The organism is Pseudomonas sp. H26/SER47-MNA-CIBAN-0231 (assembly GCF_040310465.1).
Lineage (GTDB): Bacteria > Pseudomonadota > Gammaproteobacteria > Pseudomonadales > Pseudomonadaceae > Aquipseudomonas > Aquipseudomonas atacamensis.
The window spans coordinates 375,583-392,459 of record NZ_JBEOPW010000001.1 but is presented as its reverse complement, the minus strand read 5'-3'; the positions used below and the strand labels follow the sequence as shown (position 1 = coordinate 392,459).

At 60.3% G+C, this 16,877-nt stretch carries 15 protein-coding genes and 1 riboswitch; of the genes, 11 read left to right on the top strand and 4 right to left on the bottom strand.

The window, feature by feature from the left end; genetic code table 11:
• Positions 1-219: 219 nt before the first annotated feature.
• From AAEZ10_RS01825 to AAEZ10_RS01810, 4 genes are read left to right on the top strand one after another with little or no spacing between them, the layout of a single operon-like run.
• Positions 220-1,245 (top strand): ABC transporter substrate-binding protein, encoded by a 1,026-nt coding sequence (locus tag AAEZ10_RS01825; protein WP_016775018.1) that lies wholly within the window; start codon positions 220-222, stop codon positions 1,243-1,245.
• Complete coding sequence (locus AAEZ10_RS01820) at positions 1,242-2,150, top strand: ABC transporter permease (RefSeq protein WP_024013193.1); 909 nt, start codon at positions 1,242-1,244, stop codon at positions 2,148-2,150. The genes AAEZ10_RS01825 and AAEZ10_RS01820 overlap by 4 nt, the downstream gene beginning before the upstream one ends.
• Positions 2,151-2,156: 6 nt before the next feature.
• Positions 2,157-2,966, top strand: a complete 810-nt coding sequence (locus AAEZ10_RS01815; protein WP_007918021.1) for an ABC transporter permease — start codon at positions 2,157-2,159, stop codon at positions 2,964-2,966.
• A gap of 17 nt (positions 2,967-2,983) precedes the next feature.
• A complete protein-coding gene (locus AAEZ10_RS01810) occupies positions 2,984-4,138 on the top strand; it encodes an ABC transporter ATP-binding protein (RefSeq protein WP_071172706.1) in 1,155 nt (384 codons plus the stop codon).
• A gap of 203 nt (positions 4,139-4,341) precedes the next feature.
• Here the strand turns inward: AAEZ10_RS01810 and map are convergent, their stop codons facing one another.
• Together map and AAEZ10_RS01800 are read right to left on the bottom strand one after the other, a co-directional pair.
• Positions 4,342-5,133, bottom strand: a complete 792-nt coding sequence (gene map / locus AAEZ10_RS01805; RefSeq protein WP_350567249.1) for a type I methionyl aminopeptidase — start codon at positions 5,131-5,133, stop codon at positions 4,342-4,344.
• On the bottom strand, positions 5,130-5,357 hold the full coding sequence (locus AAEZ10_RS01800) for a ParD-like family protein (RefSeq protein ID WP_007918027.1): 228 nt from the start codon (positions 5,355-5,357) through the stop codon (positions 5,130-5,132). The genes map and AAEZ10_RS01800 overlap by 4 nt, the downstream gene beginning before the upstream one ends.
• 120 nt (positions 5,358-5,477) lie before the next feature.
• Positions 5,478-5,671, top strand: a riboswitch (cobalamin riboswitch).
• 139 nt (positions 5,672-5,810) lie between these two features.
• Here AAEZ10_RS01800 and AAEZ10_RS01795 point away from each other — a divergent pair.
• From AAEZ10_RS01795 to AAEZ10_RS01785, 3 genes are read left to right on the top strand one after another with little or no spacing between them, the layout of a single operon-like run.
• Complete coding sequence (locus AAEZ10_RS01795) at positions 5,811-6,824, top strand: ABC transporter substrate-binding protein (RefSeq protein ID WP_282386918.1); 1,014 nt, start codon at positions 5,811-5,813, stop codon at positions 6,822-6,824.
• Complete coding sequence (locus AAEZ10_RS01790) at positions 6,821-7,837, top strand: FecCD family ABC transporter permease (RefSeq protein ID WP_350567245.1); 1,017 nt, start codon at positions 6,821-6,823, stop codon at positions 7,835-7,837. Before AAEZ10_RS01795 ends, AAEZ10_RS01790 begins: the two co-directional genes overlap by 4 nt.
• Entirely contained in the window at positions 7,834-8,598 is a 765-nt protein-coding gene (locus AAEZ10_RS01785) for an ABC transporter ATP-binding protein (protein ID WP_071172710.1), read from the top strand. Before AAEZ10_RS01790 ends, AAEZ10_RS01785 begins: the two co-directional genes overlap by 4 nt.
• Positions 8,599-8,808: 210 nt before the next feature.
• Here AAEZ10_RS01785 and metE read toward each other — a convergent pair whose 3' ends face one another.
• Positions 8,809-11,097: a 5-methyltetrahydropteroyltriglutamate--homocysteine S-methyltransferase gene (metE, locus tag AAEZ10_RS01780; protein ID WP_350567242.1), complete on the bottom strand. Its 2,289-nt coding sequence runs from the start codon at positions 11,095-11,097 to the stop codon at positions 8,809-8,811.
• Between the two features lie 364 nt (positions 11,098-11,461).
• On the opposite strand from metE, the gene AAEZ10_RS01775 reads away from it, so the two are divergent.
• From AAEZ10_RS01775 to AAEZ10_RS01765, 3 genes are all read left to right on the top strand, one after another.
• Entirely contained in the window at positions 11,462-12,838 is a 1,377-nt protein-coding gene (locus AAEZ10_RS01775) for a pyridoxal-phosphate dependent enzyme (RefSeq protein ID WP_350567239.1), read from the top strand.
• The gene (locus tag AAEZ10_RS01770) at positions 12,835-14,007 is read left to right on the top strand and encodes a cystathionine gamma-synthase (RefSeq protein ID WP_350567236.1); all 1,173 of its coding nucleotides are present in this window, start codon (positions 12,835-12,837) and stop codon (positions 14,005-14,007) included. Before AAEZ10_RS01775 ends, AAEZ10_RS01770 begins: the two co-directional genes overlap by 4 nt.
• 266 nt (positions 14,008-14,273) lie before the next feature.
• A complete protein-coding gene (locus AAEZ10_RS01765; RefSeq protein WP_350567233.1) occupies positions 14,274-15,539 on the top strand; it encodes a tetratricopeptide repeat protein in 1,266 nt (421 codons plus the stop codon).
• A gap of 194 nt (positions 15,540-15,733) precedes the next feature.
• Here AAEZ10_RS01765 and AAEZ10_RS01760 read toward each other — a convergent pair whose 3' ends face one another.
• Positions 15,734-16,192, bottom strand: coding sequence for a hypothetical protein (locus tag AAEZ10_RS01760; protein ID WP_350567230.1), 459 nt, complete (start codon positions 16,190-16,192; stop codon positions 15,734-15,736).
• Between AAEZ10_RS01760 and AAEZ10_RS01755 the strand changes: the two genes are divergently transcribed.
• Positions 16,182-16,868 carry a hypothetical protein gene (locus AAEZ10_RS01755; RefSeq protein ID WP_252867755.1) on the top strand — a complete coding sequence of 229 codons (687 nt, stop codon included), beginning with the start codon at positions 16,182-16,184 and terminating at the stop codon, positions 16,866-16,868. The two genes, AAEZ10_RS01760 and AAEZ10_RS01755, sit on opposite strands and share 11 nt — an antisense overlap.
• Positions 16,869-16,877: the final 9 nt, after the last annotated feature.

Sequence of the window (16,877 nt, the reverse complement as noted above, 5' to 3'; positions counted from 1 at the left end):
ATCCCCTCGCCACAGTTTCATTCGCTACACATTTGGATGAAGGCCGGAAAAACAGATCCGCCAGATAACCGGTAAGGCAAAGTGCTTGCACAAAGCTTGGAATACCATAATATGATATTCCATAGACCGGGCGACCTGAAAAAACCGTCCAGCTACTGCTCCCGACAGGCGGGCAACAACGCAAGGCCCGCTCAAAAACACAACAATGAGGGCGTGAACATGGTGTTGAACAAAGCTGCAACCGCGATCTTTTTCGCGGGACTGCTCAGCGTTACCGGCCAGGCTGCAATGGCTGCCGAAAGCGTGAATTTTGTCAGCTGGGGCGGTAGCACCCAGGATGCGCAGAAACAGGCCTGGGCCGATCCGTTCAGCAAGGCCAGCGGCATCACCGTCGTCCAGGACGGCCCCACCGACTACGGCAAACTCAAGGCCATGGTCGAAAGCGGCAACGTGCAGTGGGACGTGGTCGATGTCGAAGCCGATTTCGCCCTGCGCGCCGCTGCCGAAGGCCTGCTTGAACCCCTCGACTTCAAAGTGATCCAGCGCGACAGGATCGACCCGCGCTTCGTCAGCGATCACGGCGTCGGCTCGTTCTTCTTCTCCTTCGTCCTCGGCTACAACGAAGGCAAGCTCGGCGCCAACAAGCCGCAGGACTGGAGCGCGCTGTTCGACACCAAGACCTACCCCGGCAAACGCGCCCTGTACAAATGGCCAAGCCCCGGCGTGCTCGAACTGGCGCTGCTGGCCGACGGCGTTGCGGCTGACAAGCTCTACCCGCTGGATCTGGATCGTGCTTTCAAAAAACTCGACACCATCAAGAAAGACATCGTCTGGTGGGGCGGCGGCGCGCAGTCGCAGCAACTGCTGGCGTCCGGCGAAGCGAGCATGGGCCAGTTCTGGAATGGCCGTGTGCACGCCTTGCAGGAAGACGGCGCACCGGTCGGCGTGAGCTGGAAACAGAACCTGGTCATGGCCGACATTCTGGTCATCCCCAAAGGCTCGAAAAACAAAGATGCGGCGATGAAGTTCCTCGCCAATGCCAGCAGCGCCAAAGGCCAGGCCGACTTCTCCAACCTGACCGCCTACGCGCCGGTCAACCTCGACAGTGTGGAGCGTCTGGATTCGACGCTGGCCCCCAACCTGCCGACGGCTTACGCCAAGGATCAGATCACCCTTGATTTCGCTTACTGGGCCAAGAACGGTCCGGCTATCGCGACACGGTGGAACGAATGGCTGGTCAAATGAAAATCGCGGCCACTGCGCCTCGTCCTTCCACTGCCACCGGGAGCGCCGCCGGCGCTGCCGGTTCGGCCTTCAAGCAACGCTGGCGCGGCGCCGGCAACCTCGTCCCGGCGCTGCTGTTCCTCGGCCTGTTCTTTCTCGCGCCGTTGATTGGCCTGCTGCTGCGCGGTGTGCTCGAACCTGTACCTGGCCTTGGCAACTACGAACAACTGTTCGCCAACTCGGCCTACGCGCGAGTGCTGCTCAACACCTTTTCGGTGGCCGGGCTGGTGACGCTGTTCAGCCTGCTCCTGGGCTTTCCGCTGGCCTGGGCGATCACTTTGGTGCCGCGCGGTTGGGGGCGCTGGATCCTCAACATCGTCCTGCTGTCGATGTGGACCAGCCTGCTCGCCCGCACCTATTCGTGGCTGGTTTTGCTGCAAGCCTCGGGCGTGATCAACAAGGCGCTGATGGCGCTGGGCATCATCGATCAGCCACTGGAAATGGTGCACAACCTGACCGGCGTGGTGATCGGCATGAGTTACATCATGATCCCGTTCATCGTGCTGCCGTTGCAGGCGACCATGCAGGCCATCGACCCGATGATCCTGCAGGCCGGCTCGATCTGCGGCGCCAGTCCGTGGACCAACTTCTTCCGGGTGTTCCTGCCGCTGTGCCGGCCGGGTCTGGCCTCAGGTGGTTTGATGGTGTTCGTGATGTCGCTCGGTTACTACGTCACCCCGGCGCTGCTCGGCGGGGCGCAAAACATGATGCTGCCGGAGTTCATCATTCAGCAGGTGCAATCGTTCCTCAACTGGGGTCTGGCCAGTGCCGGCGCCGCGTTGCTGATCGCAATCACCCTGGTGCTGTTCTACTTCTACCTGAAGCTTCAACCGGAATCCCCGGTTGGCGCCAGTAACGCGAGGTAAGCCGACATGCTCCTGACCCCCAATGCCATGAGCCGGCGCATGCGTTTCGGCCTCTACGCCACTACCGGGCTGATCGGTCTGTTCCTGCTGTTGCCGATCGTGTTCATCGTGCTGCTGTCGTTCGGCTCCTCGCAGTGGCTGGTGTTCCCTCCGCCGGGCTGGACGCTGAAATGGTACGGCCAGTTCTTCTCCAATCCCGACTGGATGAACGCCGCTGCCGCCAGCCTAAAAGTTGCCGTGCTGACCACGATCTGCGCCGTGGCCCTCGGTTTGCCGACCGCGTTTGCGCTGGTGCGCGGACGCTTCCCCGGCCGCGAGATGCTCTACGGCCTGTTCACCCTGCCGATGATCGTGCCGCTGGTGATCATTGCCGTGGCGGTGTACGCGCTGTTTCTCAAGCTCGGCTACACCGGGACCATGTTCGCCTTCGTCGTCAGCCATGTGATCGTCGCGCTGCCGTTCACCATCATCTCGATCATCAACTCGCTGAAGCTGTTCGATCAGTCGATTGAAGACGCGGCGGTAATCTGCGGTGCCTCGCGCTTGCAAGCGGTGTTCAAGGTGACGTTCCCGGCGATCCGTCCGGGGATGGTCGCCGGCGCCCTCTTCGCCTTCCTCGTCTCGTGGGACGAAGTGGTGCTCAGCGTGATGATGGCAAGCCCGACTCTGCAAACCCTTCCCGTGAAAATGTGGACCACTTTGCGCCAGGACCTGACCCCGGTGATCGCCGTCGCTTCGACGCTGCTGATCGGCTTGTCGGTTTTGGTCATGGTCATCGCCGCCGCATTGCGCCGGCGCAACGAAATCAGCGCCTGAGCGCCCAGGAGTACGACATGAGTGCCGTGATCAAAGACGCATCCCAGCAGAACGACAAACCCCTGGTCAGCCTGCGCAACCTGAACAAGCACTACGGCGATTTTGCTGCCGTCGATAACATCTCGCTGGACATCAAGGACGGTGAATTCCTCACGTTCCTGGGCTCCAGCGGCTCGGGCAAAAGCACCACGCTGTCGATGCTCGCCGGTTTTGAAACACCGAGCAGCGGCGAGATCCTCGTCAATGGCCAGTCGCTGGTCAATGTGCCGCCGCACAAGCGCGACATCGGCATGGTCTTTCAGCGTTACTCGCTGTTCCCGCATCTGTCGGTGCGCGACAACATCGCCTTCCCTTTGGCGATTCGCAAACTGGCTGCCGCCGAGCGTGAAAAACGCGTCGATGCGATGTTGAAGCTGGTGCAGCTCGAACAGTTCGCCCATCGCCGCCCTTCGCAGTTGTCTGGCGGCCAGCAACAACGTGTCGCCATCGCCCGGGCGCTGGTTTACGAGCCGCGCATCCTGCTGATGGACGAACCGCTGGGCGCGCTGGACAAGAAGCTGCGCGAGGACTTGCAGGATGAACTGCGCCAACTGCACCGGCGCCTGGGCATCACCATCGTGTACGTGACCCACGACCAGGAAGAAGCCATGCGGCTGTCGCAACGCATCGCGATTTTCAGCCACGGCAAAATCGTCGGTCTGGGCAGTGGTTATGACCTTTACCAGAATCCGCCGAATGCGTTTGTCGCGTCGTTTCTGGGCAATTCGAACTTCCTCAAGCTCAAGGCGCAAGGCAATGCAGCGGCGAGTTTCGAGGGTCAGTCGTTGTCGATTCGGCTGACGTCCGGGTTGCACACTGATCAGGATGTGCTGCTGATGGTGCGCCCGGAAAAAGCCTTGGCGTTGAGCACGCAGCAGGCGCTGGATGAGCCGTTGGCGGCGGGCTGGAATGAGGTGTCGGCAAATGTTGTGGAGGTGCTGTTTCTCGGTGAGAGCCAGACCTGCAGTGTCGTGACGGCGGGCGGGACGTCAATGACGGTGAAAGCGCTGTCGGCAGCGGGCATGCCACTCAAGGCCGGCGATCCGGTCCGGGTGCGCTGGGCGACGGCGGATGCTTGTGTTTATACCGAATGGACCGAGAGCGATTTGAACAAGGCAGCAGGTGCTCACTGATTGCGCTGAGTCAGTTGGATCTACCCCCTCACCCCAGCCCTCTCCCCCACGGGGGGCGAGGGGGAAAGGGAGCCGATCTTCATGCTGTTCAAAATGTAAGTTCGACTCGGTATCGCACGTCGGCGTATCTCGCAACAACACCTCGGTCAGTCCCCTCTCCCATTGGGAGAGGGCTAGGGTGAGGGCAAGCAGGCGACACGGTATCAGCCAATGGCCCGGTACCCTTCAATCTCATCCGGCCACGCCGTCAGCACTTCAAACCCGCTCTCCGTCACCGCGACCATATGCTCCCACTGCGCCGACAACGAGCCATCCTTGGTCAATACGGTCCAGCCATCAGGCATGTTCTTCACATGGCGTTTGCCGGCATTGAGCATCGGTTCCACGGTGAAAATCATCCCGGCCTTGAGCTTCAGCCCTTGATTGGGAAAGCCGTAATGCAGGATTTGCGGTTCGTCGTGATAGACCTTGCCGATGCCATGGCCGCAGTACTCGCGCACCACGCTGAAGCCCTCCGCCTCCGCCAGGCTCTGGATCGCATGACCGATATCGCCCAGCGTTGCGCCCGGTTTCACTGCGCGAATACCTGCGCACATGGCTTCGTAGGTGGTCTTGATCAGGTGCTGCGCTTCAGGAGTCGCCTCACCCACGACGTACATGCGGCTGGTATCACCGAACCAGCCATCCTTGATCACGGCGATGTCGAGATTGACGATGTCGCCATCCTTCAATGGCGTACCCGATGGAATTCCGTGACACACCACGTCGTTGACCGACGCACAGACGGTTTTCGGAAAGCCGTGATAACCGACGTTGGCCGGCACGGCTTTCTGCACATTGACGATGTAGTCGTTGCACAACCGGTCCAACTCATCGGTGGTCACCCCGGCCTTCACATGCGGCACCAGCATCGCCAGCACTTCAGCGGCGAGCTTGCCGGCGGCGCGGGATTTATCGATGTCGGCCGGCGTGTTGATCTTGATCTGGTTTCTCATGCGCTGACGGCTTCCTGAGTCAGTTGTTGTAGATCCAGTCCGCCGTTCTGTTCGGCGCGGATCAGCAGGCGGCAAATGGCGCTGTGGTCGAGGTTGGGATGCAGCTCGGCGAGCATGCCGATGCGCATCCAGTGCTCGGCCTGCGCGTTGATCGAGCGGCTGAGGGCGTTGCTGGAGATGCGCAGGTTCTCGTGCATGTCCTCTGAAATCTTTACGATGCCCATATATGAATCCGATACGATTTGTATATGGATCGTATATTAGCCAAGGCATATGACAGATTGCAATGCCGACGACAAAATCGACGCTGTGGCAGATTCGCCTCCCCCTCCACCGCGCAAATCGACTACCATGCCGCCGCCGGTTTCCACACGGAATTAATAGGGAATCCGAAATGCTTGCACAGCATCAATCGGAACTGCCCCCGCAACTGTAGGTGCCGAGCCTGCTCCTCGACTGCCACTGGGTGAATCCCGGGAAGGCCGGAGCGTGGCGATGACGCATCAGTCAGGAGACCTGCCGGCACAATGACTGACTAACCGGCGGGGTGTCCGGGAAGGACATCGTGCCGTGCGCATTTTCCCCGTGCCGGCCTTGCGCAGTTTCCACGACCGCGCCCGAGGTGTGTTTCCAACCGTAGCCGCCCGCTCCCGTACGGTTCTCCTGGAGACTGCCCCATGCTGCTGCCCCGCATTGCCACCCTGCTCACCGCTCTGAGCCTTTGCGCCCTGGCGCAAGCGGCGCCGACTGCGTATCCGCTGACCGTCGAAAACTGTGGCAGCAGCCTGACCTTTCAACACGCACCCGCTCGCACGGTGACCATCGGTCAGGCCGGCACGGAAATGCTCTACGCCTTGGGCCTGGGCGACAAAGTCGTTGGCACTTCGCTGTGGTTCAACGACGTGCTGGGCACATACAAAGCACAGAACGACAGGATCGAGCGCCTCGCCGACAACGAGCCGAGTTTCGAAGCGGTGATCGCCAAACGCCCGGAACTGGTAGCCGTCGAGCTGGAATGGATGGTCGGCCCGCAAGGCGCGGTCGGCACCCGCGAGCAGTTTCATGAACTGAAGATTCCGACCTATCTGCTGCCCTCCGATTGCGAAGCCAAGGACAACCTCGTCGGTTCGGACGGCACGCGGCTGGCGCCGTTTCGCATCGACAGCATCTACAAAGCCGTGAGCCAGCTCGCAGCGATTTTCGATGTGCAGGCGCGTGGCGAGCAGCTCAATGAGCAGCTCAAAGCCAGCCTCGCGCAGTCGATCGCCACCGCAAAAAAGAAGCAGCGCAAAGACGTCAGCGCCCTGGTGTGGTTCTCCAGCGCCGAGATGGACATCGAGCCGTTCGTGGCCGGGCACAAAGGCGTTCCCGATTTCATGCTCAGCACCCTCGGCGTGCGCAACGTGGTCGAGTCGGATGAAGAATGGCCAACCGTCGGCTGGGAAACCATCGCCAAGGCCAACCCGACGTTTCTGGTGATCGCGCGCATGGATCGTCGACGTTTCCCGGCGGACGACTATCAGAAGAAACTCGCCTTCCTGCGCAGTGATCCGGTGACGCGCAACATGGACGCGGTCAAGCACAACCGCATCATCATCCTTGACGCCATGGCCATGCAGGCCAGCCTGCGCACCTTCGACGGCCTCGCACAACTGGCCAGCGCGATCAACGGCTACGACCTGTCGCCATGAGCAGACGCCTGATCCGTTTGCTGCTGGTGCTGTTGACGCTGTCGGTCGCGCTGATCGGCGGCGTGGCCATTGGTGAGACTTCGATCGAGCCGAGCGTGGTATTGCAGGTGCTGGCCAACAAGCTGTGGGGCGCCGGTTATGTGCTCGACCCGATCGACGAAGGCATTGTCTGGAACTATCGCCTGACCCGCGCTTTGGTCGCGGCGGCCTGCGGCGCCGGTCTGGCGACCTGTGGCGTAATCCTGCAGTCGCTGCTGCGCAATCCGCTGGCCGATCCGTATCTGCTGGGTATTTCTGCTGGCGCCTCGACTGGCGCGGTGATGGTCGCCCTGCTTGGCGTCGGCGCCGGGGCGATTTCATTGTCGGTCGGTGCGTTTACCGGCGCGGTGACGGCGTTCGTGCTGGTAATCCTGTTGGCGCGGGTCAGCGGCTCGGCCAGCGGCACCGGGCAGATCATTCTCGCCGGGATTGCCGGCTCGCAGCTGTTCAACGCCCTCACCGCTTTTCTGATCACCCGCTCGGCCAGCTCCGAACAAGCGCGCGGCATCATGTTCTGGCTGCTGGGCAATCTCGGCGGCGTACGCTGGCCGTCGGTGTGGCTGGCGGTGCCGGTGGCGGTGTTGGGGTTGGTTGTTTGTCTGTGGCATCGCCGGGCGCTGGATGCGTTCACCTTTGGTGCGGACTCGGCGGCGTCTCTCGGCATTCCAGTGCGACGTGTGCAGATTCTGTTGATTGGCTGCGCCGCGCTGGTGACGGCGGTGATGGTGTCGATTGTCGGCTCGATCGGCTTTGTCGGTCTGGTGATTCCCCATGCCGCACGGTTGTTGCTCGGCACCGGCCATGCGCGTCTTCTGCCTGCCAGTGCGTTGGGCGGCGCAGTGTTTCTGATCGCCGCCGATGTGCTGTCACGCACCCTGATCAAGGGTCAGGTGATTCCGGTCGGCGTGATCACTGCGCTGGTCGGCGCGCCGGTGTTCGCGCTGATTCTGGTGGGCCGGAGATCGGCGCGATGAACACGGTTCTGAGTTGTGCGGGGGTGGGCTTCAAAGTGCGCGGTGCCGAGTTGCTCAATGGTGTCAGTCTCGATGTTCAGCGCGGCGAGACCCTGGGCATTGTCGGGCCGAACGGTTCGGGTAAATCCACTCTGCTGAAACTGCTCGCCGGCCTGCGCGAACCGAGCGCAGGTCAGGTGCAGCTCGACGGTCGGACGCTGGGCAAGATGTCGCGGCGCACTATCGCGCAGACGCTCGCGGTGGTTGAGCAACAGGCCGATACCGACGATGGCATTCGCGTGTTCGACGCGGTGGCGCTGGGGCGCACGCCGTGGTTGTCGGCGCTGCAACCATGGTCGCCGGCCGATGACGCCATCGTCGAGCAAGCGCTGGTCGACGTCGACGCCGTGCACCTGCGCAACCGCCTCTGGCGCAGCCTCTCCGGCGGTGAACGCCAACGCGTGCACATCGCCCGCGCACTGGCGCAGCGCCCGCAGATCCTGCTGCTCGACGAGCCGGCTAACCACCTCGATATCCAGCATCAGTTGAGCATTCTGCAAGTGGTGCGCGCACTGCCGGTGACTACGTTGATCGCCCTGCACGATCTCAATCAGGCGCTCAAATGCGATCGCCTGGCAGTGCTGGAGCGCGGGCGTCTGGTGGCATTGGGCGAGCCGCTGCACGTGCTGACGCCGGAGCGGTTACAGACGACCTTCGGCGTCAGGGCGCACTATCTGACGGACCCGTTCGATGGTGCACCGATATTGCGTTTCCTTGCCTGATGCATGTGTAGCTGACACACCGCTTTCGCGAGCAAGCTCGCTCCCACAAAGGATTTGTGTGTTGCCGTGAATGACAGGGGGAACGCGAATTCTGTGGGAGCGAGCCTGCTCGCGAAGGCGTCAGGTCATCCGACATTGATGTCGATTGACACACCGCTTTCGCGAGCAGGCTCGTTCCCACAGGGTTATGTATTCCAGGGCGGTAAAGGATCAGGCCCACTCTTTGCGCAGTTGCCGTGCGGCGCTGACCATGTGCACCAGCGCCGCTTCGGTCTCTGGCCAGCCTCGGGTTTTCAACCCGCAATCCGGATTGACCCACAGGCGCTCCACCGGAATACGCTGCGCCGCTTTGCGCAGTAAACCGACCATTTCCGACACATCCGGAATCCGTGGCGAGTGAATGTCGTACACGCCGGGGCCAATGTCGTTCGGGTAGGCAAACGCTTCAAACGCTTCGAGCAGTTCCATGTCCGACCGTGAGGTTTCGATGGTAATGACATCGGCGTCCATCGCCGCGATCGACTCGATCACGTCGTTGAATTCGCTGTAGCACATGTGCGTGTGGATCTGGGTTTCGTCGCGCACGCCGGAGGCGCACAGGCGGAACGCTGCGCTTGCCCATTCCAGATACGCCGGCCACTGCGCCCGGCGTAACGGCAAGCCTTCACGGAACGCCGCTTCGTCGATCTGCACGATTTTGATTCCCGCCGTTTCCAGATCATTCACCTCGTCACGAATGGCCAGCGCCAGTTGTCGTGCCTGCACCTCGCGGCTGACGTCTTCGCGGGCGAAGGACCACATCAGCATGGTCACCGGGCCGGTCAGCATGCCTTTCATGATCTTGTCGGTAAGGCCTTGGGCGTAACGGATCCACTCGACCGTCATCGCTTGCGGGCGGCTCAGGTCACCGAAGATCACCGCTGGCTTGACGCAGCGCGAACCGTAGCTCTGCACCCAGCCAAAGCGGGTGAAGGCATAGCCGTCGAGCTGCTCGGCGAAGTATTCGACCATGTCGTTGCGCTCTGCCTCACCGTGCACCAGCACATCCAGGCCGAGGCGTTCTTGAATTTCCACCGCGTGGCGAATCTCCGTGTGCATCGCATCGGTGTAATCGGCCGCGCTGAGCTTGCCTTGCCTGTAGGCCTGACGCGCCAGACGAATCGCCGCCGTCTGCGGAAATGAACCAATGGTGGTGGTCGGAAACAGCGGCAAATCGAGTTTGCCGCGCTGTTTGGCGATGCGCTGGGCAAACGGCGATTGGCGTTGCGCATCCTTGGCAGTGATCGCCGCGACCCGCGCTTGCACCGCCGGTTTGTGAATACGCGGCGAGGCAGCGCGGCTGGTCTGCACCGAACGGCTTTGCGCGAGGGCACGCAGTACCTTCGGCGCTTCCGGCTCGCTGACCGCTTGAGCGAGCACGGCGACCTCTTCGCACTTCTGCACGGCGAACGCCAGCCAGCTTTTCAGTTCGGCATCGAGCTGGTCTTCGCGGCCCAGATCAACCGGGCTGTGCAGCAATGAACAGGACGGCGCTACCCACAAACGATCACCCAGACGCTCATGAGCATGGCGCAGCGTCGCCAGCGCGTTTTGCAGATCGCAGCGCCAGACGTTCCGACCGTTGACCACACCCAACGACAGCACTTTATAGGCCGGCAGACGATCCAGAATGGTCGGGTATTGATCCGGTGCGCGCACCAGATCGATGTGCAGGCCGTCGACCGGCAGGTTCGCCGCCAGACCGAGGTTTTCTTCCAGACCACCGAAGTACGTGGCGAGCAGTTTTTTCAGCGGATCGCGCTGGATCTGGTTGTAGGCGCGCTCGAAGGCATTCTTCCAGTCCTGTGGCAAATCGAGCACCAGAATCGGCTCATCAATCTGCACCCACTCCACACCCAACGCCGCCAGCCGCGCGAAGATCTGGCCGTACAGCGGCAGCAGGCGGTCAAGCAAATCGAGCTTGTCGAAATCGGCGCCTTTGGTTTTGCCCAGCCACAGATAGGTCAGCGGACCGATGATCACCGGTTTGACGTTGTGCCCCAGCACACGGGCCTCTTCGGTTTCTTCAAACAGCTGCTCCCAACCGAGCTGGAATTGCTGATCGGCGCTGAATTCCGGTACGAGATAGTGATAGTTGGTGTCGAACCATTTGGTCATTTCCTGAGCGTGGCCTTCGTCGCAGCAAGCATTGCTGACGCCTCGGGCCATGCTGAACAGGGTCTGCAGCGTGGGTTTGCCGTCATGCGGGCGGAAGCGCTCGGGGATCACGCCGAACATCAGCGAGTGGCTCAGCACCTGGTCGTACCAGGCGAAATCGCCAACCGGCAGCAAGTCGATGCCGGCGTTTTTCTGCAAGTCCCAATGGACCTTGCGCAGCTCACGCCCGACGTCACGCAGGCCCGCCTCGTTCAGTTCTCCTTTCCAGAACGCCTCTTGCGCTTTCTTCAGTTCGCGGTCGCGACCGATGCGCGGAAATCCAAGGGAATGGGCCAGTGCCATGACAAACAACTCCAGATGCTTAATCGATGGCGGGTATTGTCGGGAACCGGACTTGATGAAACAAACTCAATAAATTCTAGATCATCACAAGTTCTACTCATGCACAGGCGCCCCGTGGGAGCTGCCGAAGGCTGGGATCTTCTGGCCGTAGCGACGCAGAGCGTCCAAGGCTGCATTCCCACGCGGAGCGTGGGAACGATCAGAACACGTCAGGGCAACATGCAAGTTTTCGTTCTATCGTTAGATCCAAATGGCTGGGTTTTCCAAGGATTAGAGGTTGCGAGAGAGGATGTCTGCGCCTAAGTTGCACGCGAGTCTTTTCCCCGCGATTGGAACGCGATCAACACCATAAAGAGGTGAAGAAATGTCGAAGGAATCACGCCCTGCCGTGCTTGGGCTGATAGGCAATACTCCGCTGGTGCAGGTCACCCGCTTCGATACCGGACCCTGCACGCTGTTTCTCAAACTTGAATCGCAGAACCCCGGCGGCTCGATCAAAGACCGTATCGGTCTGGCGATGATCGACGCTGCCGAACGTGACGGTCGCCTGCAACCGGGCGGGACGATTGTCGAGGCCACTGCCGGCAATACCGGTCTGGGTCTGGCGCTGGTCGGCCGAGCGAAAGGCTATCGTGTGGTGCTGGTGGTGCCGGACAAGATGTCCACCGAGAAAGTCCTGCACTTGAAGGCCATGGGCGCCGAAGTGCACATCACTCGTTCTGACGTCGGCAAGGGCCATCCCGAATATTACCAGGACGTCGCCGCCCGCTTGGCCAAGGACATTCCCGGCGCGTTTTTCGCCGACCAATTCAACAATCCCGCCAACCCGCTGGCCCATGAATGCAGCACCGCGCCGGAAATCTGGGCGCAGACCGAACATGATCTGGACGCCATCGTCGTCGGCGTGGGATCGGCCGGCACGCTGACCGGGCTGAGCCGTTTCTTCAAGCGCGTGCAACCGGATCTGGAAATGGTCCTCGCCGATCCGGTCGGCTCGGTGATGGCGCAATACAGCCGCGACGGAACCTTGCCGACGCCCGGTTCGTGGGCGGTCGAGGGTATCGGCGAAGACTTCATTCCGTCGATCACTGACCTGTCCAGCGTGCGTCACGCCTACTCGATCAGCGACGCGGAAAGCTTCGATCATGCCCGGCAGTTGCTCAAGGCCGAGGGCATTCTCGGTGGCTCATCGACCGGCACCCTGTTCGCTGCCGCGCTGCGTTATTGCCGCGAACAGACCGAGCCGCAACGCGTGGTCAGCTTCGTCTGCGACACCGGCACGCGGTACCTGTCGAAGGTTTACAACGACCAGTGGATGACCGATCAAGGCCTGTTGCAACGCAAAGGCTACGGCGACTTGCGCGACTTGATCGCACGGCGTTTCGAGGACGGCCGGGTGATCAGCGTCGGCCCCGATGACACCCTGCTCACTGCGTTCCAGCGCATGCGTCTGGCGGACGTTTCGCAACTGCCGGTGCTGGTCGAAGGCAAGCAACTGGTGGGCGTGATCGACGAGTCCGACATCCTCCTCGGCGTCCACGAAGATGCCGCACGCTTCAGCCAGTCGGTGTCCAGCGTGATGACCGACAAACTGCAAACTCTCGCCCCGGCTGCGAGCCTGGCCGAGCTGGAATCGGTGCTCAGCCGTGGCCTCGTCGCGATCATCGCCGACGCCTCCGGCTTCCATGGCCTGATCACCCGCACCGACATGCTCAACCAATTACGGAGATCCCTTGCATGAGTCAGCACGACGCCAAATCCCAAGGCTTTGCCACCCGGGTGATCCACGCCGGGCAAGAGCCGGACCCGACCACCGGCGCGCTGATGCCGCCGATCTATGCCAACTCCACCTACCTGCAAGACAGCCCCGGCGTGCACAAGGGGTTCGACTACGGCCGCTCACACAACCCGACGCGCTTCGCCCTGGAGCGCTGCGTCGCCGACCTCGAAGGCGGCACCCGCGCATTCGCTTTCGCCTCGGGGCTCGCGGCGATTTCCACGGTATTGGAACTGCTCGACGCCGGCTCACACATCGTCTCCGGCAATGACTTGTACGGCGGCACATTCCGCCTGTTCGACAAGGTCCGCCAGCGCAGCGCCGGGCACCGTTTCAGCTTCGTCGACCTGACCGATCTGTCGGCGTTCGAAGCCTCGCTGCAGGACGACACGCGCATGGTCATGGTCGAAACCCCGACCAACCCGCTGCTGAGCCTGTCGGATCTGGCCGCCATCGCTCGCATCTGCCGCGCACGCGGGATCATCTGCGTCGCCGACAACACCTTCGCCAGCCCGTACATCCAGCGCCCACTAGAGCTGGGTTTCGACATCGTCCTGCACTCGACCACCAAATACCTCAACGGCCACTCCGACGTGATCGGCGGCATTGCCGTGGTCGGGCAGAACGCCGAACTGGCGGAAAAACTCGGTTTCCTGCAGAACGCCGTCGGCGCAATTTCCGGGCCGTTCGATGCATTCCTCACCTTGCGCGGGGTGAAGACTTTGGCGCTGCGCATGGAGCGCCATTGCAGCAACGCCCTGGACCTGGCGCAGTGGCTGGAACAGCAGCCGCAGGTCAAGCGCGTCTACTATCCGGGCCTGACCTCGCACCCGCAGCACGAACTGGCCAAGCGGCAGATGCGTGGTTTTGGCGGGATGATTTCTGTCGACCTGAACAGCGACCTGGCCGGTGCGCGGCGCTTTCTCGAGAACGTGCGGATCTTTGCACTGGCGGAAAGTCTGGGCGGTGTGGAGAGCCTGATCGAACATCCGGCGATCATGACCCACGCGACAATTCCGCCGGAAACCCGCGCAAAACTGGGGATTGGCGATGGGCTGGTGCGGTTGTCGGTGGGGGTTGAGGATGTTGAGGATCTGCGGGAAGATTTGGCGCAGGCTTTGGCTAAGATGTGACTCTTTGAAGGGGGCTGCATCGCAGCCCAACGGGGATAAATACCCTCGCCACACGGGGAAACCACTCTGTGGCGTTTCGATCTTTCGTTTTTATTGTCATACAAGTCTTTTTGAAAATGGCATCAAGTCTGCCGAATGAAGAGCTCCGTGCTGCTGCGCAAACTCGGCAACACAAGTGTCGCAACATTCGCCCACCTCATTTCGCAGCTTGGTGTCAAACAGCATATGGAATACGGCGCTCGCTTGTTAATTACACAGGGAAGAAAATGAATCATTATAAAAATCTAATTAAATCGATTTTAAGTTTACTTTTTTTATTTAACTCAGCCACCGCATCGGCAGTGCTTTCACAGGAGCAGCAGGCAGCCAAGGAACGCGGCATTTCACTATATAAACAAGAGAAAAATGCAGAGCGTGAATTGCGCATTGCCGCCGAGGCTGGCGATGCAGAAGCACAATTTTATTTGGCGCAACAACTTCGCCAAATGGAACTTAGTAAAGCGCTAGACTCGAAAGAATCTGTAAAGTGGTTCGTGGCTTCTGCTAATCAAGGCAATTTATTCTCCCTATATCAGTTATCTCACAACGTCAACGTGTGTGTTATCGCTTCATTTTGTCCCAAAGGGGAAAAAAGCCGAGGTGAATGGGATCAAGAGTACAAAAAAACTTTAATGGAGAAATTTGCCTCAAATGATTTGCAACAACTAGGCGAACTAAATGATTGGGTAGCCAAGTCGGATGTTGTAGGAGAGTGGTTTCATCTACAGGATGAGCTTCGTTATGCTAAAAACCATAGGGTGGAAGATACGCGCGAATGGCTAGTACATTCTGCTAATCAAGGGAATTTTAACTCCCTACTTCGTCTGGCTCTTGATGATGGAGATAAATTATGCACCATCGTTGAGAACTGCCCTAAGGGAGATAAAACTCAGCGCGAGTGGAAATCAGAATTTGAGAAGATTGCGCGAGAAAAAATTGCTTCCGGTGACATGGAAGCTGCCTATTTGTTATACGTAGGCAATTCTGACTTTAATATGCTGATTAAATCAGCAGAGGGAGGGTACCCGCTCGCACAATATCAACTTGCCGAGAGCTATTCAGCTGGAGATGGATTTTTTTGGTGGTTTGGGCAGCGCCGCAAGGAAATCAACAAATGGTATAAGCGAGCGGCTGAAAATGGCTATCCAAAAGCAATGATTGCCTATGCAGCCTCCATTTATGAAGATAACGGAGACCTATCAGTTTCCCGGTATTGGCTAGAGGAGTCTGCGAAGGCGGGTGACGGCAGTGGCATCGGTTTGCTTGCTCGAGAGTATGCAAGTAATCCAAATTACTATGGCTTTCCATTTGATATGGTGAAGGCTTATGGCCTTACGTTGCTTTTAGCAGGCTTAGATAATGATGAGTCTGATAAAGACTATGATCGGGAAAGATTAGAAGAATATTCTAAAAAAATGACCCCCGAACAAATCGAGCAAGGCAAAGCTTTTGCCGAAAAATGGAACGTCACTCACCCGATTGAAGGCGTTTAATCTCAGCGGCCAGCGGGACCGGAAACAAGTGTCAAGCTTAGTGCTTCAAGTCGCTGAGGCCATCGTTGCAATGGTCGCATGCGATCAGTGATGGCTTACTGCCGATCCTGCCATCGGACGTTCCCTGCGGACCGGACTTTCGCGGTGCGCGTTGAGCCAGGCCAAAGAGCCGGCCCGTTTCACCCTTTCGGGCTTCAATCCCAAACGTTTCCGGCCTTCGGCCTGCACTCACCATTTAGCTTGAGCCGAGCCAGTGAGTCGAACGCCTGTTGATTGGCGAATTGCTCAACTACGTCGTGGCTGAAGGCTCTGATCAGTGCGGTTGTCAGTTGGGGTTGAGGACGTTGAAGACTGGCGCGCCGATCTGGCTCAGGCACTGGCAAGAATGTAAACAGCTCCACACCAAGAAGCCCGCGCAATGCGGGCTTCGTGTTTTTTTGTCCGTCGATCTCCCCGCCGTGGCAGTTCCCCAGGCCGATCCTATACTCAATCGGCTCGATCAGGATTATCTCGACACCCGCACGCCGCTCGGTGTGCCCGTGCCTTTCGCCAACCAGGTAAAACCCAAGCCAATGAGTCGTGGCGTTTGTATGCATCGCGCGCGATTGATCGCTGTATGGCAGCCGGGTCGTGGAGAAAACCATGAAATACAAGTTGTTGTCAGGCGTGCTTCTTGCGGTAGCGGCCAGCGTTGTGGTGCCGAATGTCTTGGCGGCGCAACCGCAGGCGTTGGCTTCGGATGGGGCTGATCATGTTGGCGCCGGCGCGGTGGCTGCCGATGGCGCTGATCGCGTCGGTGCCGGCGCAGTGGCTGCCGATGGCGCCGATCGTGTCGGTGCCGGCGCGGTGGCTGCCGATGGCGCTGATCGCGTCGGCGCGGGCGCGGTGGCTGCCGATGGCGCTGATCGTGTCGGCGCGGGCGCGGTGGCTGCCGATGGCGCTGATCGTGTCGGCGCAGGCGCGGTGGCCGCCGATGGCGCTGATCGCGTCGGTGCCGGCGCGGTGGCTGCCGATGGCGCTGATCGTGTCGGCGCAGGCGCGGTGGCCGCCGATGGTGCTGACCGTGTCGGTGCCGGCGCGGTGGCTGCCGATGGTGCTGATCGTGTCGGTGCCGGCGCGGTGGCTGCCGATGGTGCTGATCGCGTCGGTGCCGGCGCAGTGGCTGCCGATGGCGCTGATCGTGTCGGTGCCGGAGCATTGGCAGCGGATGGGGCCGACCGCACCGGCGTCAACCGAGTGGCCTACTCCCGGGTCGGAGTCGGTTCTGATCGCGTGGCATCGGCGCTGATGACCGGCAGCTATTCCGACCAGTTCAACAGCCCACAATAATCGCCGCGA